The organism is Amycolatopsis sp. NPDC051716 (assembly GCF_040681595.1).
Lineage (GTDB): Bacteria > Actinomycetota > Actinomycetes > Mycobacteriales > Pseudonocardiaceae > Amycolatopsis.
Genome location: NZ_JBFAZA010000001.1, coordinates 147,441 through 164,147, shown reverse-complemented (window position 1 = coordinate 164,147; position 16,707 = coordinate 147,441). Strand labels below are relative to the sequence as shown.

Genomic DNA, 16,707 nt, shown 5'->3' with positions numbered 1-16,707 from the left:
TTCGACCTAATCAACTGGGGGTGAGCATGACGACGGCAGTCCGGCCGGATGCGGCGCTGTGGCGGCTCGGCGGGGTGCTGATCATGGGCGCGGTGCTGTCGATCCTCGACGCGACGATCGTGACCGTCGGGATCGGCTCGATCGCCCGTGATCTGGACAGCCCGCTGACCACGGTGCAGTGGGTGGCGAGCGCGTACCTGCTCGCGGCTTCGGCGGCCATCCCGCTGTCGGGCTGGCTGACCGACCGGTTCGGCGGCCGCACGGTCTGGCTGGCGGCGGTGGCGATCTTCACCGCGGGCACGCTGCTGTGCGGCTTCGCCTGGTCCGCGCCGGCGTTGATCGCGTTCCGGGTGCTGCACGGGCTGGGCGGCGGGCTGATGCAGCCGGTCGGGCAGGCGGTGTTCGCGCAGGCGGCGGGTCCGGCGCTGGGCCGGATGATCGGCGTGATCACCCTGCCGGCGACGGTGGCCCCGGTGCTGGGCCCGATGCTCGGCGGTGCGCTGGTGGCGGGCCTGGGGTGGCGCTGGATGTTCTTCGGCATCGTCCCGCTGGGCGTGGCGACGTTCCTCTGCGCGCGCCGGCTCCTCCCGCCTCCGGCGCCGGGCGGCGCGCCTGCCGCGTTGGACGTCCGGGGGCTAGCGTTGCTCTCGCCCGGGCTCGGCGCGTTCGTCTACGGGCTGGCCGAGGGCGTGGTCGTCGCCTGGGTGGCCGGGGCCGTGCTGCTGCTGGCGTACGGCGTCCACGCTTCCCGGGTGGCGGCGCCGGTGCTCGAGCTGGCGTTGTTCCGGAACAAGGGGTTCGCGGTCGCGAGCGCGAGCACGTTCCTGCTGGGAGCGTCGCTGTACAGCTCGATGCTGCTGCTTCCGCTGTACTACGAGCAGGTCGAGCACGCGAGCGCGTTGCGGTCCGGGCTGTTGCTGGCACCCCAGGCACTCGGCTCGGCGGCGGTCATGCTGGCGAGCGGCCGGCTCTTGGCCCGCTTCGGGCCGCGGCGCACGATGCTGGCCGGGATCGCGCTGTCCCTGCTGGGCACGATCGCGTTCACCCGGCTCGGCTCGGCACCCGGCGGCGTTCTGCTGACGCTGTCCCTCCTGATCCGCGGCGCCGGGCTGGGCGCGGCAACGGCCCCCGGCATGACGACGCTGTACGGCTCGCTGGAGCGGTCCCGCATCCCCCGGGCGGCGAGCGCGTTCAACGTGGTCAACCGGATCGGCGGCTCGCTGGGCACCGCCCTGCTGGCCGCGATCCTCCACAGTGAACTCTCGGCCGCCCCGGCCCCGGGCGCCTTCGGCACCACGTTCACGTGGGCACTGGCGCTCTCGGCGCTGACCTTGATCCCCGCACTTTTCTTCCCGCAGAGGAGCACCCGGTGACTTTCCGCCTCTTGAGCGTCCACGCCCACCCGGACGACGAGTCCAGCAAAGGCGCGGCCACCCTGGCCCGCTACGCGGCCGAAGGCGTCGACGTCCTGGTCGCCACCTGCACCGGCGGCGAACGCGGCGACGTCCTGAACCCGGCCCTCGACACGGCTGAGACATGGGCGGACCTCCCGGCGATCCGCCGTCGCGAGATGGCCGCGGCCGCCGAGATCTTGGGCGTCCGCCAGCGTTTTCTCGGCCTGGTCGACTCCGGCCTCCCCGCCGAGGGCGAGCCCCTGCCCGAAGGCAGCTTCGCGGCCCTGCCGCTCTCCGAAGCGGCGGCACCGCTGGTGGCGCTGATCCGCGAGTTCCGCCCGCACGTGGTGATCACGTACGACGAAACGGGCGTCTACCCCCACCCGGACCACATCCGCACCCACGAGGTGACGGTCGAGGCCTTCACCGCCGCCGCCGATCCCGCCCGCTATCCCGGCACGGGCGAGCCGTGGCAACCACAAAAGCTGTACTACCAAGCAACCCTGAGCCGTGCCTGGTTCGAGGCGCTGCACGAGGCCACCTTGGCCGCCGGCCTCGAATCCTCAATGGCCGAAGTCCTGAGCGAACTCCCGCCCGACAAACTCCCGACAACCACCAAAATCCGCTGCGACGCCCACTTCGCCACCCGTGACCGAGCCCTCCTGGCCCACGCCACCCAGGTAGACCCGGCCCACCCGTTTTTCGCCCACTCACGCGAAATCGAGCGTCAAGTCTGGCCCCACGAGGACTACCACCTGGCCCACCCCACCCCAGGCCCCAGCATCGAAGAAGACCTCTTCACCGGAGTAACCCCATGATGCCTCCCCAATCACGCGAGTTGGCTTCCCAATCACGCGCGATGCCTGCCCAATCACGCGCGATGCCCCTTGGGGCACGCGAGATCCGCCCCCGATCACGTGACTTCCGCCTCCAACCACGCGAGTTCCGCTCCGGATCACGCGAGTTCCGCCCGGCATCACGCGAAAACCGGGGCAAGAGACCCCGTCACGCGGTGACCCGAAGCTCCTTCAACCCGCGGATCACGAACTCCGGCCGACGCGGCGGAATCCCGGCCAGGCGCAACCCCGGGAGCTTCTCCGCCAGCGCGCTCAGCGCGGCGGCGATCTCCACCCGAGCGAGAGGAGCCCCCACGCAGTAGTGGATCCCCATGCCGAACCCGAGGTGGGCGTTCGGTGTCCGGCCGATGTCCAGGCGGTCCGGCTCGTCGAAGACCTTCGGGTCGCGGGCCGCGGCACCGAGGAGTGCGCCGATCTTCTCGCCGCGCGAAACGACATGTCCGCAGATCGACACGTCCTCGGTCGCGGTCCGCTCGAACAGCTGCAGGGGCGCGTCGAACCGGATCAGCTCCTCGACACACGAATCCAGAAGGGCAGGTGAGGCCAGCAGGCGCTCCCATTGGTCCCGGTGCGTGAGCAGGGCCGTGATGCCGTTGCCGAGCACGTTGACCGTCGCCTCGTGGCCGGCCATCAGCAGCAACACCGCGGTGGCCACCAGTTCGTCCGGCGTCAGCTCGCTGCGGAGGAGGTCGCTGATGATGTCGTCGCCCGGTGCGTCCGCGCGGGCCTCGGCGACCGAGCGGACGTACTCGACGAACTCGGCCGCGGCCCGCTCGGCGGCGTCGCGTCCTTCCTCCGGCAGGTCGTACTCGTACATCTTCACGATGGCGTTGGACAGCTGGACCATCCGCGGTCCGTCGGTGCCGGGGACGCCGAGCAGCTCGGCGATCACCGCGACCGGCAGCGGCTGGGCGAGGTGCTCGAGGAGGTCGGCACTGCCGTCGGCGGCGATCGCGGCCGCCAGGTCGTCGACCATGCGGGCGGCGAGCGTCGCGACCATCGGACGCAGGCGTTGCACGTGGCCGCGGCCGAAGGCGCCCGCGATGAGACGACGCAGGCGGGTGTGCGCGGGCGGCTCGTTCTCCAGGAGCGAATTGCGGTGCAGCAGGTTGAACGAGGCGAACCGCTCGAGCGGCTGGGCGTCCTGCCAGATCCGGCCGAGGCCACGGTGGCGCAGCACGGCCGAGGACGCGGCGTGCGACACCGCGATGGCGAGGCCGAGCCCTTCGTGGAAATGCACGTCGCCGCGCGAACGGAGGGCGGCGAACGCCGGGTACGGATCTTCGAGGAACGCGGGATCGCGGGGGTCGAACACGTCGCGAGACTAACCCTTCGATAGCGTCTGAAGCCGAGCCAGAGGAGGCAGCAGTGGGCAAGGGCGCGCGCAAGAAGGGTCCCAAGCAGGCGGCGGACCGCAAGCCGAAGGTGCGCGACGTCTTCGTCGGCCAGCCGTTCGAAGGGCTGGCGGCGGAGCCCGAGCTGATCGCGCTGCGCGAGTTCGTGCCGTCCGCGACGGCCCAGCTCACCCTCGCCGACGGCGGTGACGTCACCCTCGGGACCGTGCTGCCCATGGCGGCGGCCGCGTTCGTCCGCTCGGACGGCCGGCGCTACCTCGGGCTGCAGGTGCAGACCCGCTCGTCCGACATCAGCCGGGACCTCGGCCGGTCGCTGAAGTGGCTGCTGGACGCCAAGGAGGGCGACGTCCTCGGCGTGCCGGACACCACCACCCCGCCCTCCGCCGACGAGCACGCGCGGCTCCAGGACCTGCTGACCCCGGGTGCCGAACTAGACGTCACGCTGCACCAGGACTTCGGCTGGTGGCTGCCGGAGGACGCCGACGCCACCGGTGACGTCGCCGTGTCCCTCGAGCGCGCGAACGCCGCGATCATGCCCACCGAACGGCTCGGCTCGGGTGCCTACTGGGTCCTCGCCGGCGAGAAGGCGCACCTGCGCTGGGTCCGGCCGGAGCCGGAGAACCTGCTGCTCCAGGCCCTCGCCCGGCTGTCCGCGGCCGGTGAGCTCGGCCTCGGTGAGGGCTCGCGTTACGCGGGTTCGTTCCGGGCGCACGGCTTGCTCGTCCCGGTCTGGGACCTCGACCCCGAGGCCCACGCCCGCGAGTGGGCCGAAGCGAAGGACGCCCTCGGCGCCCGGCTCGAGACGGCGTTGAAGTCGCTCGACGACGAGCCGCTGAACGCGACCGAGCGCCGGGCGCGCGACGGCCTCATCGGCCGGCAGCTGACCCTGCGCTGACCCCGTCGGCAGGTGCCGGACCGTCGGTACGAACCGGCGGTCGGTCACCCGCTCGATGAGCGTTCAACCAGGCATTATGTGGCGCACGAGACACCGCCGCCGGATCGCGGCGGTGGGACCATTCTCGGCGTGATACTTCACATCTGTGGGGCGGCCGAGTGGGCCGAAGTGGGTGAAGGCGGCGAGTACCGGCCGTCTTCGCTGGGGGAAGCCGGGTTCATCCACTGCTCCGACTTCGGCACGGCCACCCTGCCGGCCAACATCCGCTACCGGGGCCGCACCGACCTGGTACTCCTCGAGATCGACCCGGCGAAGGTCGGGTCCCCGGTCCGCTGGGAAGACGGCGCTCCGCCGCACCCTGAGGGGATCTGGTTCCCGCACGTCTACGGCCCGATCCCGCACGCGGCGGTCGTCGGCGTGCACGAATTCCGTGAGTCCGACGGCGGCGGTTTCCGGCTGCCCGACTCGCTCGCTCACCGCTGACGTGGGCAGACAATCACCCGGCCGAGCGATCACGAACTCGGCCGGGAACGCAGGCAACCTGAGGGGGCTGTGATGCGTGTTGGGGAGGAAAGCGAGCCGGCTTCCGGCTACCCGACCCCGATGGGAGGCGATACGGTGACCGCTGCGGCACCCGTCTTCACCGGGGGAGATGTTGTGTCGGCCGGTGACAATCCGGCCGGCAGCCACGGCGGAACGGGTGCCGGTGAGTTGATCGATTCCGGGCCGTGTCCGCCTGCTTTCGGCCGGATTGTCACCCCGGTGACCAGCGCAGGCCGAGGGAGGGCCGCGACGTTGCCTGGCGAGTTCGTCGACTTCGGCGACTTCGTGCAGGCCACCTTGCCCGGCCTGCTGCGCTACGGCCACGCGCTCACCGGCAACCCGCACGACGCGGCGGACCTGGTGCAGACCGTGCTGGAGAAGATCGGTTCGCGGTGGACCTACGTCCACGAAAAGACGGGCGACCCGCTGGCCTACGTCCGCCGGTCGATGGCGAACGCGCACGTGAGCCGCTGGCGCCGGACGCGTCGCGAGAACCTCGTCGCGGACCTGCCGGACACCAGCCCGCACGTGCCGGCGGACCCGTTCGAACACGAGCCGCTGTGGCGTGCGTTACGAACACTGCCGCCGAGACAACGGGCCGTGATGGTGCTGCGTTACTACGAAGGTCTCTCGGAAGCGGAGATAGCCGGGGTCCTCGGAATCACGCAGGGCACCGTCAAAAGCCAGGCCAGCAAGGCGATCGCGTCGCTGCGGATGAAGCTGAAGTCGGTCGACGGCGAAGGCGAAGGGAGTGGTGCGGGTTGAACATCTCCGAGGACGAACTGGAGCAGCGCCTGCGCGCGCTCTTCGCCGACGAGCGGCTGGACCTGCCCCCGCCGCCCGACGCCGGCACGGTCATCGTCACCGGTGCGCGACGCCGTCGCCGGCGCCGCCACACCGTGCAGGCCGTGGCCGGGGTGGCGGCCGCCGTGGTCGCCGTCGCCGGTGGGCTGACCATGATCCGGCTCCACACCGAGGACGGCACCGCGGCGATCTCCGTCCCCGGCACCGGAGTCAGCTCCAAGCCGGCCGAGAACCTCACGCAGGGCCGGCCGGCGGAGCCGTCGACGCCCGGCCCGACCGGAACGCAGAGCATCCAGGCTTCCGCACCACCGGGAGCGTCGACGTCGTCGCCGACACAGCAGCCGACGTCCGCCCCGGCGCCATCCACGCTCGCCGCCGTGACCACTGGACCGCTGCTCGCGGCGGACGGCTTCGGCAAGCTCAAACTCGGCATGTCCGAGGCCGACGTGGCCGCGCAGACCGTGACGCTCAGCGACGCCCAGGCCGGCGCGGGCTGCACCGTCTACAAAGCACAGGGCAGCGGGCTTCCCGCGTCCGCGAGCGTCGTCATTTCGAAGGCGGCCGGGCTCGTCGTCGTCACGCCGGACGTGGCCGCGCACACCGCCGAAGGCATCGGCGCCGGGTCCACGAAGGACCAGATCCTCGCCGTCTACCCCGCGGCCAAGGAAGAAACCGGTGGCGTGGTCGCCCCGGCCGGGACCGCCGCCGAATACCGCTTCCGCCTCGACCGGACCGGCGTCGTGCAGACGAGCCTGACGAGCGTCACCCAGGACTGCGCCGGCTGAGGGCCGGCCACATGCAGAAACCCGGGCTGTCCACAGGGGGAGAGCCCGGGTTTCGTGCTTCGCGCCGCGGTGTTGAACCGGCACCCGCCCTCGACGGAGGGCTGACGCAGCGTCAGAGCTTGCCGCCGGCCACCGGCGGCATCTGCGAGTCGGCGCCGTCGTCGCCGACGGACTCGCGGGCCAGGTGGTTCTCGACCTCGAACAGGTTGCCGTTCGCGCGCTTGACGACGTTCAGCAGCGTGCTCATCTGCGAGATCTCTTCGACCTGCTCCTTGAGGAACCACTGCGTGAACTGCTCGCTGATGTAGTCCTCTTCGGCGCGCGCCGCCTTGACCATCGCGGAGATGTCGGCGGCGACCTCCTTCTCCTGCGCCAGCGCGAGCTCGATGAGCTCGGTGACGCCGGAGAAGTCGTTGCGCACCTCGCCGGTGCCGGGGATCTCGACGTGGTGGTCGCGGTCGAGCATGTACTGCACGAGCGCCATCGCGTGGTTGCGCTCCTCGACGGACTGCTTGTAGAAGTGCTTCGCCAGCTGGGGCAGGTCCTCGGCGTCGAACCACACCGCGAGCGCGATGTACTGCTGGGACGCGTTGAACTCGTTGTGGATCTGCGCCTGCAGCAGTTCGTAGAACTTCGAGCGCGGCTCTTTTTTCTTGGTGAGGGCCATGATGACCACGATACGGCAGAATTCGATTTCCGACTACATCGGCCTGGTGATCTTCCCCCTATTAGGGTTACCATTCCTAAAGAAGACTCACCTAATTTAAGTAAGCCTTCCCTAAAGGCGTGCGCACTTTAGGGAAGGCTGCCATTACAGCGGATCGCGGCGGACCGGGCAGGACATGCACCGCGGCCCGCCCCGGCCGGAGCCCAGTTCGGAGCCCGCGATCGGCAGCACTTCGATGCCGGCCGCCTCCAGCCGCTCGTTCGTCTCGGCGTTCCGCTCGTAGCCGACGACCACGCCGGGCGCCAGGGCGAGGGTGTTGTTGCCGTCGTCCCACTGCTCGCGTTCGGCCGTCACGGGGTCGAGGCCGGTGTCGATCACGCGCAGCCGATCGATCTCCATCGCCTCGGCCGCGGCCACCAGGAACGGCGCCGGGCCGGCCACCTTCACCCCGCCGTCGCCGGTCGGGCGCAGCGTGAACGCCGTCAGCGAGTCGCGGGCGAGCGGGTACATCACCACCGCGTCGGCGTCGACCATCGTGCACACCGTGTCCAGGTGCATGGTCGCGCGGGACTGCTCGATCGGCACCGCCAGCACGGTGTGCGCGATGCCGTCGGCGAACACCGACCGGGCGAGCGACTCCGCGCCGGCCGCCGTCGTCCGCTCGCCGACGCCGATGGCGAGCACGCCCGGCGCCAGCAGCATCACGTCGCCGCCTTCGATCGGCGCCGAATGGGCGCCGTACGCGCGGGCCGCGTGGCGGAACTGCGGGTGGTAGGCGTAGATGAGATCGAGCACTGCGGTTTCGCGGCGGCGCGCGGGCATGGTCAGGGACGAAATCGCCACCCGGTCGGCGATCCACACCGACGAGTCGCGCGTGAACAGCAGGTTCGGCAGCGGGTCGACGGCGAAGTCGTGCGGGTGGTTCATCATCCGCACCAGCGACGCGCCCTCCGCCGACGGCAGCTCCTCGAACGTCATGCCGGCCATCAGCACCTCGGCGAGGCCGGCCGCGTCGACGCTCGAGAGGTGCGAGCGCAGCGAGTCGGCCAGGTCGCCGCCGAGCCGCCGGTCGTCGACCGCCGCGTGCACGCCCGCCGCGTGCGCCCGGTCGTCGTCCAGGGCCGTCCGGAGCGCGTCGGCCAGCAGCAGGACCTCGACGCCGCGGTTGCGCAGCACCTCGGCGAACGCGTCGTGCTCGGCCTGGGCCCGGTCGACCCACGGGATCGAGTCGAACAGGAGCTGGTCGTTGTTGCGGGGCGTCAGCCTTTTGAGCTCGTTGCCGGGCCGGTGCAGCAGCACCGCGCGCAGGGGTCCGACTTCGCTGTCCACCCGGGGAGGTGCCGTTTCGTCGATCACCCGCCGAGCCTACTCAGGGCAACCACGAAACGTGACCCTTGAGCAGCGAATATCCGACGAACGACACGAAATCGAACAGCGTGTGCGCGGCGACCAGCGGCCACAGCCGGTTGGTCTTCTGCCACAGCCGTCCGAACACCAGGCCCATGATGAAGTTCCCGACGAACCCGCCGAACCCCTGGTACAGGTGGTAGGACCCGCGCAGCACGGCGGCGCCGAACACCGCGGTGTTCTCCCGGACGCCGAGCTGGCGCAGCCGGGTCAGCAGGTAGCCGATGACCAGCACTTCCTCCGCGAAGGCGTTGCCGAACGCCGAGAGCGTCAAGGTGATCGGCCGCCACCACGTATCGCCCAAAGTGGACGGTTGGACCGCCAGGCTGAAGCCCAGGTGGTAGGAGATGAAGTACAGCGCCAGGCCGGGAATCCCGATCAGCGCCGCGAGCCCGAGCGTCAGCAGCGTGTCACGGCCGGGGAACCGGCGGTCCAGGCCCAGCCGGGTGATCTTGATGCCCGCGCGCCACAGGAGGTACAGCCCGAGCGCGCCCCAGCCGACCAGCTGCGCCGCCGACAGCAGCTGCTTGAGCAGGTCGATCAGGCTCGCCGCGGCCTGCGGCACGTTCAGCTGGGTCTGCTGCTGGGCCAGCGGCACCGGCTGCAGCAGCGAGTCCACAAGGGACAGCAGGCTGCGCACCCCGGACAGACCGAGCGTGATGCCGAAGACGATCAGCAGCTCGAGCTTGATCGCTCGGCGTTCGGCCGGGTCCTCGACCGTCGCGGGGAACTCGGGGCGGTCCGGCGCCAGCCACGATCGCGCGGTGAACGTCATGGACGCACGCTACCTTCGGGGTATGCCCAGGAGCATCGCCACCAACGAAACCGTCGACCGCGCCGCGCTGGTCGAATTCCTGTCGACCCGCCACCGCGCCATCCTGCTGACCACGAAGGCCGACGGCGGCCCGCAGCTCTCGCCGGTCACCTGCGGCGTGGACGCCGAGGGCAGGCTGGTCATCTCGACCTACCCGAAGCGCGCGAAGGTGGTGAACGTCAAGCGCGACCCGAAGGTCTCCGCCTGCATCCTGTCCGACGAGTGGAACGACCAGTGGGTGCAGGTGAACGGCGTCGCCGAGGTGCTGGACGTCCCGGATTCGGTCGAGCCGCTCGTGGACTACTTCCGCAGCATTTCGGGCGAACACCCGGACTGGGACGAATACCGCGAGGCCATGGTCAAGCAGGGCAAGAGCATCATCCGCGTCACCATCGAGAGCTGGGGGCCGATCGCGAAGGGCGGCTTCCCCGCCGAACTAGCCTGACCGCCCGCGCAGGAACGGGCAGCCGACCAGCCGCCGCAGTTCGGACGCGAGCTGCGCCGGGCTGTCGACGGACTTCGAGAACGCCAGCCGCACGTCGTGGTCGCCCGTGTCGGACTCGACGCGCAGCCGAAGCCCGAACCGGTCGAGCCCGAGCGGGCGGATCCGGCCGCCGCGCAACGCCGCCGGCAGGTGCTTCGCCAGCTGCTCGACGACGTCGGAGTGGTCGCTCTCCAGGTGCCGCAGCCACCCGGCCTCGTAGTCGTGGAACGGGTCGGGCGGCGCGGCGCTGAACATGTGCGGGCGCAGCGAGTGCGTGCCTTCGGCGTCGGCGAGCACGAGCGACGCCGGCGTGAGCCGCAGCAGCGTGACGCCGTGGCCGACGTCGAGGAGCCGCTCGTCCGGCCGTGTCTCGGCGATCGCCACCGCCCGCGCACGGGCTGAAACCGGGGAGAGCGGGCGCAGCCAGCCGGTGATCCACAGCAGCCCGCGGATCGGTTCCCGCAGGTCGACCGGGGCCTGGTCGGCGACCTCGACCATCACGGCCAGCTCCCCGCGCTGGGTCTGCTTCGCCGCGCGGACCATGGGGTGGTCGTCGGGCAGCAGCACGCTGACGCTGCCGCTGTGGTGCACGTGGTGCAGGACGGGGACGACGCGCTCGCCGTTCAGGCCCGCGCGGTCGCAGGTGGGCAGCAACGACGCGGGGCCGTTGCGGGTCGCGATCGTCTTGGCGCGCTCGGCGGGATTCGGTGCCGGCGGGCGGCGGACGGATGTGGGGGCCTCGGTCACGGCTCACCTCCTACTTAGGTGAGCCTAACCTGAATTCGGCGGTCTGGATAGTCGTGACGCTCACCTCCCTTCCGCTGATCGGAGCATTTGGTAACGCCGGTGCCCACTTCGTCGAAAAGGCGGGTATCAGTGCCGACCCGGGTGGGGGCTCATCGTGCCGATCGTCCCGCTTCCCGAACGCGTGCGCGCGTTCGAACTCGACCCCGCCATGCCGTCCGGTGCCCTCCCGATCTTCGGCGAGTACCTCGACCGCCTCGGCGACACCGCGAACCGGCGGCTGGTGGCCGGGTTCTTCCTGGTGTTCGGCATCGCCCAGTTCGTCGCCGGCGCGGGGGTCGCGCTGCCGGTCGGCACGTTCGCGCTGGCCGGCGCGATCGAAGCGTGGTGGCTCTACCGGGCGTACGGCCGGGTGCCCGAGACGCGGCTGAAGCGGGAAGCCTTCCGGCAGGTGGACGTCACCGCCGACGGCCTGGTCGCGGCCGGCCGGACGGTCGGCGTGCGCCTGCCGGACGGCCGGTGGCTGCGCGTCCGGCTCGACGAAGCGCACCGCCTGCTGGTGGCGGGGCACCGGCGGGTCTGGCTGCTGGGACGGGGCCCGAAGGTGTTCGTCGGCTTCTCCGGCGTGGTGCGGCTGCGTCGCGCCACCATCCACGACGGGCCGCCGCCGGGTGCGGTGCCGATGCCGGAACCGGCCGGGTCCGGTTCGCCGAGGCTCGACCCCGTGCTGACCGCGCACCGCCACCAGCTCGCCCGCGACCTGCGGGCGACGGCGGCGTTCCTGCTGGTCCTCGCCGCGTTCGCGGTCTGGGTCGGGCTCGGCCTGCCGGTGGTGGGCTGGCTCGCGTGGCCGTTCGTGGCCGGCGCGGTGCTCGGTGCGTCGGCGACGGCGTTCCGCGCGACCGCGTACCGCCGGCCTCTTCCGGCGGACCACTGGACGGAGCTGCGCGCGGTCCTCGACGGCCCGGTCCGCATGAGCCGCCACGGCGCGGCCAGGCTGAGCGGCCTGACCATGCTGGCCGACGGCCGCGTGGTCCCGTTCCGCCTCCCCAAGGCCGACCCGTCGATGGCGGCGAACATCGCGGCGACGGGCCGCCTGTGGATCGCGGGCGTCCCCCGGCCGGGCGCGGCCAAGACGGGCCTGCCGGGCTACCCGGTCCTGGGCACGGTCTGGCTCGGCTGAGCGGCCCAGCTCGGCCGCCACGCGCCGGCGACGCGCTCGCTCGTCGCGAGGTGCCGCCGGAGGGCGGCGAGGCCGGGGTGCGCGTTGCCCCGGCGCCACAGCAGGGAATGCGGGTACACCGGCACGGGGTCTTCGATCGGCACGCGCCGCAGGTCGTGCCCGGGCGGCCACCACACCCGGCTGCCCGCCCCGACCAAGGTCACCACGTCCGCCGACTCGGCGACCGTGTCCAGCACGACCTCGGTGCCGAAGTTCGGCCCGGCCGCGTCGATCCACAGGTCGAACGCGGCCGCGAAGGCGGCGTAGTAGGCGCCCCACTCGGTCCCGGGCACCACACCGGGCAGCCGGATCCGATGCCCGGCGAGCTCGGCCGGAGCCACCGAAGCCGCTCCGGCCAGCGGATGCCGGGAGCCGCACAACAGCTGGATCGGCTCGTCGAGCACCCACTGGGCATCGAGGTCTTCCGGCAGCGCGACGACCGCGCGGAACGAGGCATCGATCGAGCCCTCCCGGAGAGCGGCGATCGCGGTGTCGAAGAGTGTCGCGACCTCCAACGCGACGTCCGGGTGCGCCTCGTGGAAGCCACGCAGCAGCGTGGCCGGGCACAGCCGACGGCCGATGACGTCGACCCGGAGCGGGCCGCCGCGCACCGAGGCGAGCGCGCGCAGCTCGGCGGACAGCAGCTCGCGGGCGTGGGGCAGGAAGGCTTCGCCGTCCCCGGTGAGCACGGCCCCGCGAGCGGTGCGTGTGAACAGCCGCACTCCGAGCGACTTCTCCAGCGCGGCGATGCGCTTCGATACCGCCTGCTGCGTGATCGACAGCTCGGTGGCGGCGTCCTGGAACCGGCCCGCCTCCACGACGGCGACGAAGGTGCGCACGGCATCGAGGTCCACGACGCCCGACTCTAGATTCACAACGCCGCGTTGTGGCTCGCCGCCGCGTCGGTTGTTTGCTCCGCGTGGGCGTTCCCCGCTTTGATCTCCCGGTGATGCGCGGGCGGTCGCTGGGACCGCGGTTCAGGTGGCTCTGGTCGGCTTACGCCGTGAGCGCGTTCGGGACGTGGCTCGGCTTCGGGGCCTTCCCCATGCTCGCCATCCTCGTCCTGCACGCCGGACCCACCGCCGTTTCGGCGCTCGCCGCCGTCGGGCCGGCCGTCGGTGCGCTCGTCGCCGTGCCGCTGGGGCCGTGGGTCGACCGGCGCCGGAAGCGGCCGGTCATGGTGGGCATGGATCTGATCCGGTTCGGCGCGCTGGTCAGCGTGCCGGCCGCCTACGCCCTCGGCGTGCTGAGCTTCGGGCAGCTCCTGGCCGTCTCGGTGGTCGTCGCCGCGGCGGACATCACCTTCAGCTCGGCCAGCGGCGCCTTCCTCAAGGGACTGGTGCCGCCGGAAGACCTGCTCGTCGCGAACGGCCGGTTCGAATCCACGAACTGGACCGCCACCGCGCTCGGGCCGCCGCTCGGCGGGGCCGCGTTCGCGCTGTTCGGGCCGGTGACGTCGGTGGTCGCGAACGCCGTCAGCTTCCTGCTCTCCGCGCTGGGGATCCGCGCGATCGGCGGGGACGAGCCGCGGCCGCGCACCGCCACCCGGCTTCGCCCGCGCGACCTCGCCGACGGGTGGCGCTTCCTGCTGGCGCACCCGGGACTGCGGCCGCTGCTGTTCAACACCATGCTGTTCAACGGCCTGGTCATGGCGAGCGATTCGCTGCTCGCCGTGCTGATGCTGAACCAGCTCGGGTTCACGCCGTGGCAGTACGGGCTCGCGTTCGCCGTCCCGTGCCTCGGCGGGCTCGCCGGCTCGCGGCTGACCCCGCGGCTCGTGGAGCGGTTCGGCCGGCACCCCGTCCTGCTGGCGGCCGGCGCGGTGAGGGCGTTCTGGCTGCTCTTGCTGCCCTTCATCCCTGCCGGCACCGGCGGGCTCGTGTACGTCATGGTCGTCGAACTCGGTCTGATCGTCAGCTGCAGCGTCTTCAACCCGGTGCTCGCGACCTACCGGCTGGAGCAGCTCCCGGCGGACCGCATCGCCCGGGCGCTCTCGGCGTGGGCGGTCAGCACGAAAGCGGCGATCGCGACGCTCACCGCGGTCTGGGGCCTGCTCGCCGGCCTCACCGGCCCGCGCGTCGCGATCGGGATCGCCGGGGTCCTCGCGCTGGCGACGCCGCTGCTGCTGCCCCGCCGCGACCGGACGCCGGTGGCCGCCTAACCCAGCGACTTCCGCGTCGCCTCTTCCGTCTCCTGCACGCCCTGCCGGATGCCCTCCAGCTGGTCGCTCAGCTCCCGGACCGCGCCGGTGTCCACGGTGACGTCCGCCGTCGCCGCCGTCAGCTCCGCGACCCTGGCCACCAGGCTGTCCAGGCCGAGCGCGCCGGACTGCAGCTGGGCCAGCAGCTTGTCCCGGGCGCCGGACAGGCGGGCGTGCACGTCCGCCTGGGCCTGGACCGCCGTCAGAGCCTGCTCGAGGTCGCCGCGGACCTCGGGGTTCGCCGAGCGCAAGTCGCGCTGCAGCCGGCGTCGTTCGTGCGCGACCGCCTCGAGGTCGACCCTGGCCAGCGCCTGGCCGGTCGCCGACGCGCGGCCGGCCAGCCGCCGCAGCGTCGACAGCGTCTCCCGGACCACCGGCTCCATGTCCGCGACGCGCTCGGCGAGCGGGCCGGCGGCGAGGGAGGCGCTGAGCGAGCCGAACCCCTCGGCCGCGCCCTCCGCCCGGTGCAGCCAGTTCTCCTCGGCCGACCCGGGCGCGACGTCCAGCACTCGTGCTTCCCGAGGGGGAGGCTCGCCCTTCTCGCCGCCCAGCACCGCCACGCCCGCCCGCGCGGCGAGCACCGCCACCCCGACCCCGACGGCGGCGACGACCGGCAGCTGCACGGCCCACGCCACGCCGGCCGACGTGGCGGCGAGCAGCAGCCCCCACGGTTCGGCGAGCTCACGGGCGAACTTCATCAGAAATTGGAAATCACGGAGGTGAACACCTGGTTGATCGAGTCCGGTTTGGACGAATCGTACTCCGAGCCGGCGGTCGCTTCGGCGATCTGCTTCAGCACGTCCTGGTCGGCGTCCGAGCCGTAGGCGATCGTGAACAGGCGGACCGTCTCCGCGTTGCCCTCCGGCCGCAGCTGCGGCACCAGGTGCTCGAGGTCGACGCCGCCGGAGTCCTCGTTGCGGCCGTCGGTGAGCACCACGACCGCGTTGATCGCCGTCGGGTCCAAGTGGGCGTTCATGTACTCGTACGCGGCCAGCGACGAGTCGTACAGCCCGGTGCCGGACTGGGGCGTCAGCCCGCTCAGCCGCATGGCCAGGGTCTCCTTGCCGCCGGTCCCGAGCGCCTGCACCGGGAGCAGCTGCAGGTAGTCCTTGTCGCCGTCGAGGCGGGTCGAGAACTGCCAGAGCCCGACCTGGTCGCGCGGCACGAACTGGCCGAGCGAGTCGATCGCGGCCTGCTTCGCCAGGTCGATCTTGCTCTTGCCGGTGCCCTTGACCTCGTCACCCATCGAGCCCGAGACGTCCACGACGAGCAGCACGTTCGCCTTCTTGCGCAGGTCGGTCCACGAGGCCAGCAGCTTCGACAGCACCGACGGCGACGGCGGCCGCAGGAAGGTGATCTTCGCGTCCGGCTGGACGCCGTTGGCGGGTGTCGCCTGCGGGCCCGGCTTGCCCTCGAACGACCGGAAGCCGAGGGCGGCGAACTTCGCCTGCGTCTCGTTCTGGCGCAGGTAGCCGAGGAAGTCGGCGGCGATCTGCTTGCGCGTGGCGTCCGCCCAGTTCAGCGTGACGAACGGGTGGTCGGAGTTCAGCGTCCCGTCACCCGGGTAGATCGCCACCAGCGGTACCTTCGGCGGCCCGTGCTGCCCGACCTTGGCCGGGTCGTTCGTCGGGTTGCCCTGGTTGTAGCCGACCAGCGAGTTCTCCTCGACGGTGACCGCCGAGATGTACGACAGCGCCGCGCCCTTGTCGTCGGCCTTCTGCAGGTTGGTCAGGAAGGTGAGCGTGGTGTCGCCGTAGTGCACGATCGCCTGCTCGATGTTCGTGACGAACTGCTTCGCGTCCGGCTTCTCGAGCGCGGCCGTGGTGAGGTCCGACGACGTGCCGGTGGCCGCGTAGTAGGCGCCGATCGTGGCGTTCAGCCCCGACGTCGAGATGTTCGGGTTCGTCTTGCCCAGCCGGAACTTGCCCCACTCCGGGTGGCCGTACTTCGCCCAGCCCGCCGGGTCGGTCGCCAGCCCGGCGAGGTCCTTCCAGCCGATCGCCTTGCCGGGCCAGCCGAGCGCCTCGGCCATCGGCTTCGGCATCGCGACGACCAGCGGCGCGTTGGCGACCGACGGTGCGTCGCCGTCCGGCATTAGCGAGCCGGTGTCGCCCTTCGCCTTGACGCGCAGCAGGTTGACCCAGCCGCTCGCGGCCGGCGTCCAGACGTCCGGGCGCGGCCCGTCGGTGGCCTCGTTCCAGCCGTTCGCCAGCGCCTGCATCGCCACGCCGGACGACTTCGATTTCACGACGACGTCGACGCAGTGCCCGGCAACGGTCCGTCCGGAGTAGGCCTTCGCGGCCTCTTGGACGATTCCCGCTTTTTCCGGTGAAGAAGCGACGGTGAGCGCGACCGCGTCGGATCCGGTGCATTTCGGCTGGTCCGCCTCGTCGCTCGAGTCGCTGGTCCAGTACCGGATGCCGATGATCAACCCGGCGGCGACCACGATCGCGGCCAGGAACGGGAGAGCTTTTCCCCTGCGTCGTGTTGGCTGGGAATTGATCATCATGCCTCCCCGTTCCGCCACCCGGAATTT

General features: G+C 71.6%; 17 protein-coding genes. 9 read left to right on the top strand and 8 right to left on the bottom strand.

What is annotated here, in order from left to right; genetic code table 11:
- Nucleotides 1-26 precede the first annotated feature (26 nt).
- On the top strand, nt 27-1,373 hold the full coding sequence (locus AB0M30_RS00810; RefSeq protein ID WP_364578194.1) for a DHA2 family efflux MFS transporter permease subunit: 1,347 nt from the start codon (nt 27-29) through the stop codon (nt 1,371-1,373).
- On the top strand, nt 1,370-2,212 hold the full coding sequence (gene mca, locus AB0M30_RS00805; RefSeq protein ID WP_364578191.1) for a mycothiol conjugate amidase Mca: 843 nt from the start codon (nt 1,370-1,372) through the stop codon (nt 2,210-2,212). The genes AB0M30_RS00810 and mca overlap by 4 nt, the downstream gene beginning before the upstream one ends.
- A gap of 187 nt (nt 2,213-2,399) precedes the next feature.
- On the opposite strand, the gene AB0M30_RS00800 is transcribed toward mca, so the two are convergent.
- Nucleotides 2,400-3,566: a cytochrome P450 gene (locus tag AB0M30_RS00800; protein ID WP_364578188.1), complete on the bottom strand. Its 1,167-nt coding sequence runs from the start codon at nt 3,564-3,566 to the stop codon at nt 2,400-2,402.
- 53 nt (nt 3,567-3,619) lie between these two features.
- Between AB0M30_RS00800 and AB0M30_RS00795 the strand changes: the two genes are divergently transcribed.
- The 4 genes from AB0M30_RS00795 to AB0M30_RS00780 all read left to right on the top strand — a co-directional run bounded on the left by AB0M30_RS00795 (nt 3,620) and on the right by AB0M30_RS00780 (nt 6,633).
- A complete protein-coding gene (locus tag AB0M30_RS00795; protein WP_360165923.1) occupies nt 3,620-4,501 on the top strand; it encodes a DUF5926 family protein in 882 nt (293 codons plus the stop codon).
- Nucleotides 4,502-4,630: 129 nt separating this feature from the next.
- Nucleotides 4,631-4,984, top strand: coding sequence for a DUF952 domain-containing protein (locus AB0M30_RS00790; protein ID WP_364578186.1), 354 nt, complete (start codon nt 4,631-4,633; stop codon nt 4,982-4,984).
- 312 nt (nt 4,985-5,296) lie between these two features.
- The gene (locus tag AB0M30_RS00785) at nt 5,297-5,809 is read left to right on the top strand and encodes a SigE family RNA polymerase sigma factor (protein ID WP_013222096.1); all 513 of its coding nucleotides are present in this window, start codon (nt 5,297-5,299) and stop codon (nt 5,807-5,809) included.
- Nucleotides 5,806-6,633, top strand: coding sequence for a hypothetical protein (locus tag AB0M30_RS00780; protein WP_364578184.1), 828 nt, complete (start codon nt 5,806-5,808; stop codon nt 6,631-6,633). Before AB0M30_RS00785 ends, AB0M30_RS00780 begins: the two co-directional genes overlap by 4 nt.
- Nucleotides 6,634-6,745: 112 nt before the next feature.
- Here the strand turns inward: AB0M30_RS00780 and AB0M30_RS00775 are convergent, their stop codons facing one another.
- The 3 genes from AB0M30_RS00775 to AB0M30_RS00765 all read right to left on the bottom strand — a co-directional run bounded on the left by AB0M30_RS00775 (nt 6,746) and on the right by AB0M30_RS00765 (nt 9,482).
- On the bottom strand, nt 6,746-7,300 hold the full coding sequence (locus AB0M30_RS00775; RefSeq protein WP_364578183.1) for a ferritin: 555 nt from the start codon (nt 7,298-7,300) through the stop codon (nt 6,746-6,748).
- Between the two features lie 144 nt (nt 7,301-7,444).
- Nucleotides 7,445-8,629: an arginine deiminase gene (locus AB0M30_RS00770; protein WP_360166630.1), complete on the bottom strand. Its 1,185-nt coding sequence runs from the start codon at nt 8,627-8,629 to the stop codon at nt 7,445-7,447.
- 40 nt (nt 8,630-8,669) lie between these two features.
- Nucleotides 8,670-9,482: a CPBP family intramembrane glutamic endopeptidase gene (locus AB0M30_RS00765; protein ID WP_364578181.1), complete on the bottom strand. Its 813-nt coding sequence runs from the start codon at nt 9,480-9,482 to the stop codon at nt 8,670-8,672.
- A gap of 22 nt (nt 9,483-9,504) precedes the next feature.
- On the opposite strand from AB0M30_RS00765, the gene AB0M30_RS00760 reads away from it, so the two are divergent.
- Complete coding sequence (locus AB0M30_RS00760) at nt 9,505-9,966, top strand: PPOX class F420-dependent oxidoreductase (protein WP_364578179.1); 462 nt, start codon at nt 9,505-9,507, stop codon at nt 9,964-9,966.
- On the opposite strand, the gene AB0M30_RS00755 is transcribed toward AB0M30_RS00760, so the two are convergent.
- Nucleotides 9,958-10,752 carry a DUF2470 domain-containing protein gene (locus tag AB0M30_RS00755; RefSeq protein WP_364578177.1) on the bottom strand — a complete coding sequence of 265 codons (795 nt, stop codon included), beginning with the start codon at nt 10,750-10,752 and terminating at the stop codon, nt 9,958-9,960. The genes AB0M30_RS00760 and AB0M30_RS00755 overlap by 9 nt on opposite strands.
- Before the next feature lie 154 nt (nt 10,753-10,906).
- Here AB0M30_RS00755 and AB0M30_RS00750 point away from each other — a divergent pair, with 154 nt between their 5' ends.
- The gene (locus AB0M30_RS00750; RefSeq protein WP_364578174.1) at nt 10,907-11,932 is read left to right on the top strand and encodes a hypothetical protein; all 1,026 of its coding nucleotides are present in this window, start codon (nt 10,907-10,909) and stop codon (nt 11,930-11,932) included.
- On the opposite strand, the gene AB0M30_RS00745 is transcribed toward AB0M30_RS00750, so the two are convergent.
- Nucleotides 11,899-12,825: a LysR family transcriptional regulator gene (locus tag AB0M30_RS00745; protein ID WP_364578172.1), complete on the bottom strand. Its 927-nt coding sequence runs from the start codon at nt 12,823-12,825 to the stop codon at nt 11,899-11,901. The two genes, AB0M30_RS00750 and AB0M30_RS00745, sit on opposite strands and share 34 nt — an antisense overlap.
- A 92-nt stretch (nt 12,826-12,917) precedes the next feature.
- Between AB0M30_RS00745 and AB0M30_RS00740 the strand changes: the two genes are divergently transcribed.
- Complete coding sequence (locus AB0M30_RS00740) at nt 12,918-14,132, top strand: MFS transporter (RefSeq protein ID WP_364578169.1); 1,215 nt, start codon at nt 12,918-12,920, stop codon at nt 14,130-14,132.
- Here AB0M30_RS00740 and AB0M30_RS00735 read toward each other — a convergent pair.
- Both AB0M30_RS00735 and AB0M30_RS00730 read right to left on the bottom strand, forming a co-directional pair.
- Complete coding sequence (locus tag AB0M30_RS00735; protein WP_364578165.1) at nt 14,129-14,869, bottom strand: hypothetical protein; 741 nt, start codon at nt 14,867-14,869, stop codon at nt 14,129-14,131. The two genes, AB0M30_RS00740 and AB0M30_RS00735, sit on opposite strands and share 4 nt — an antisense overlap.
- Entirely contained in the window at nt 14,869-16,680 is a 1,812-nt protein-coding gene (locus AB0M30_RS00730; RefSeq protein ID WP_364578164.1) for a substrate-binding and VWA domain-containing protein, read from the bottom strand. The genes AB0M30_RS00735 and AB0M30_RS00730 overlap by 1 nt, the downstream gene beginning before the upstream one ends.
- Nucleotides 16,681-16,707: the final 27 nt, after the last annotated feature.

Excerpts from the sequence above, each read along its gene's own strand:
- AB0M30_RS00765 (WP_364578181.1), bottom strand. The coding sequence starts at position 9,482 with ATGACGTTCACCGCGCGATCGTGGCTGGCGCCGGACCGCCCCGAGTTC.
- AB0M30_RS00775 (WP_364578183.1), bottom strand. The coding sequence starts at position 7,300 with ATGGCCCTCACCAAGAAAAAAGAGCCGCGCTCGAAGTTCTACGAACTG.
- AB0M30_RS00760 (WP_364578179.1), top strand. The coding sequence starts at position 9,505 with ATGCCCAGGAGCATCGCCACCAACGAAACCGTCGACCGCGCCGCGCTG.
- AB0M30_RS00735 (WP_364578165.1), bottom strand. The coding sequence starts at position 14,869 with ATGAAGTTCGCCCGTGAGCTCGCCGAACCGTGGGGGCTGCTGCTCGCC.
- AB0M30_RS00730 (WP_364578164.1), bottom strand. The coding sequence starts at position 16,680 with ATGATGATCAATTCCCAGCCAACACGACGCAGGGGAAAAGCTCTCCCG.
- AB0M30_RS00810 (WP_364578194.1), top strand. The coding sequence starts at position 27 with ATGACGACGGCAGTCCGGCCGGATGCGGCGCTGTGGCGGCTCGGCGGG.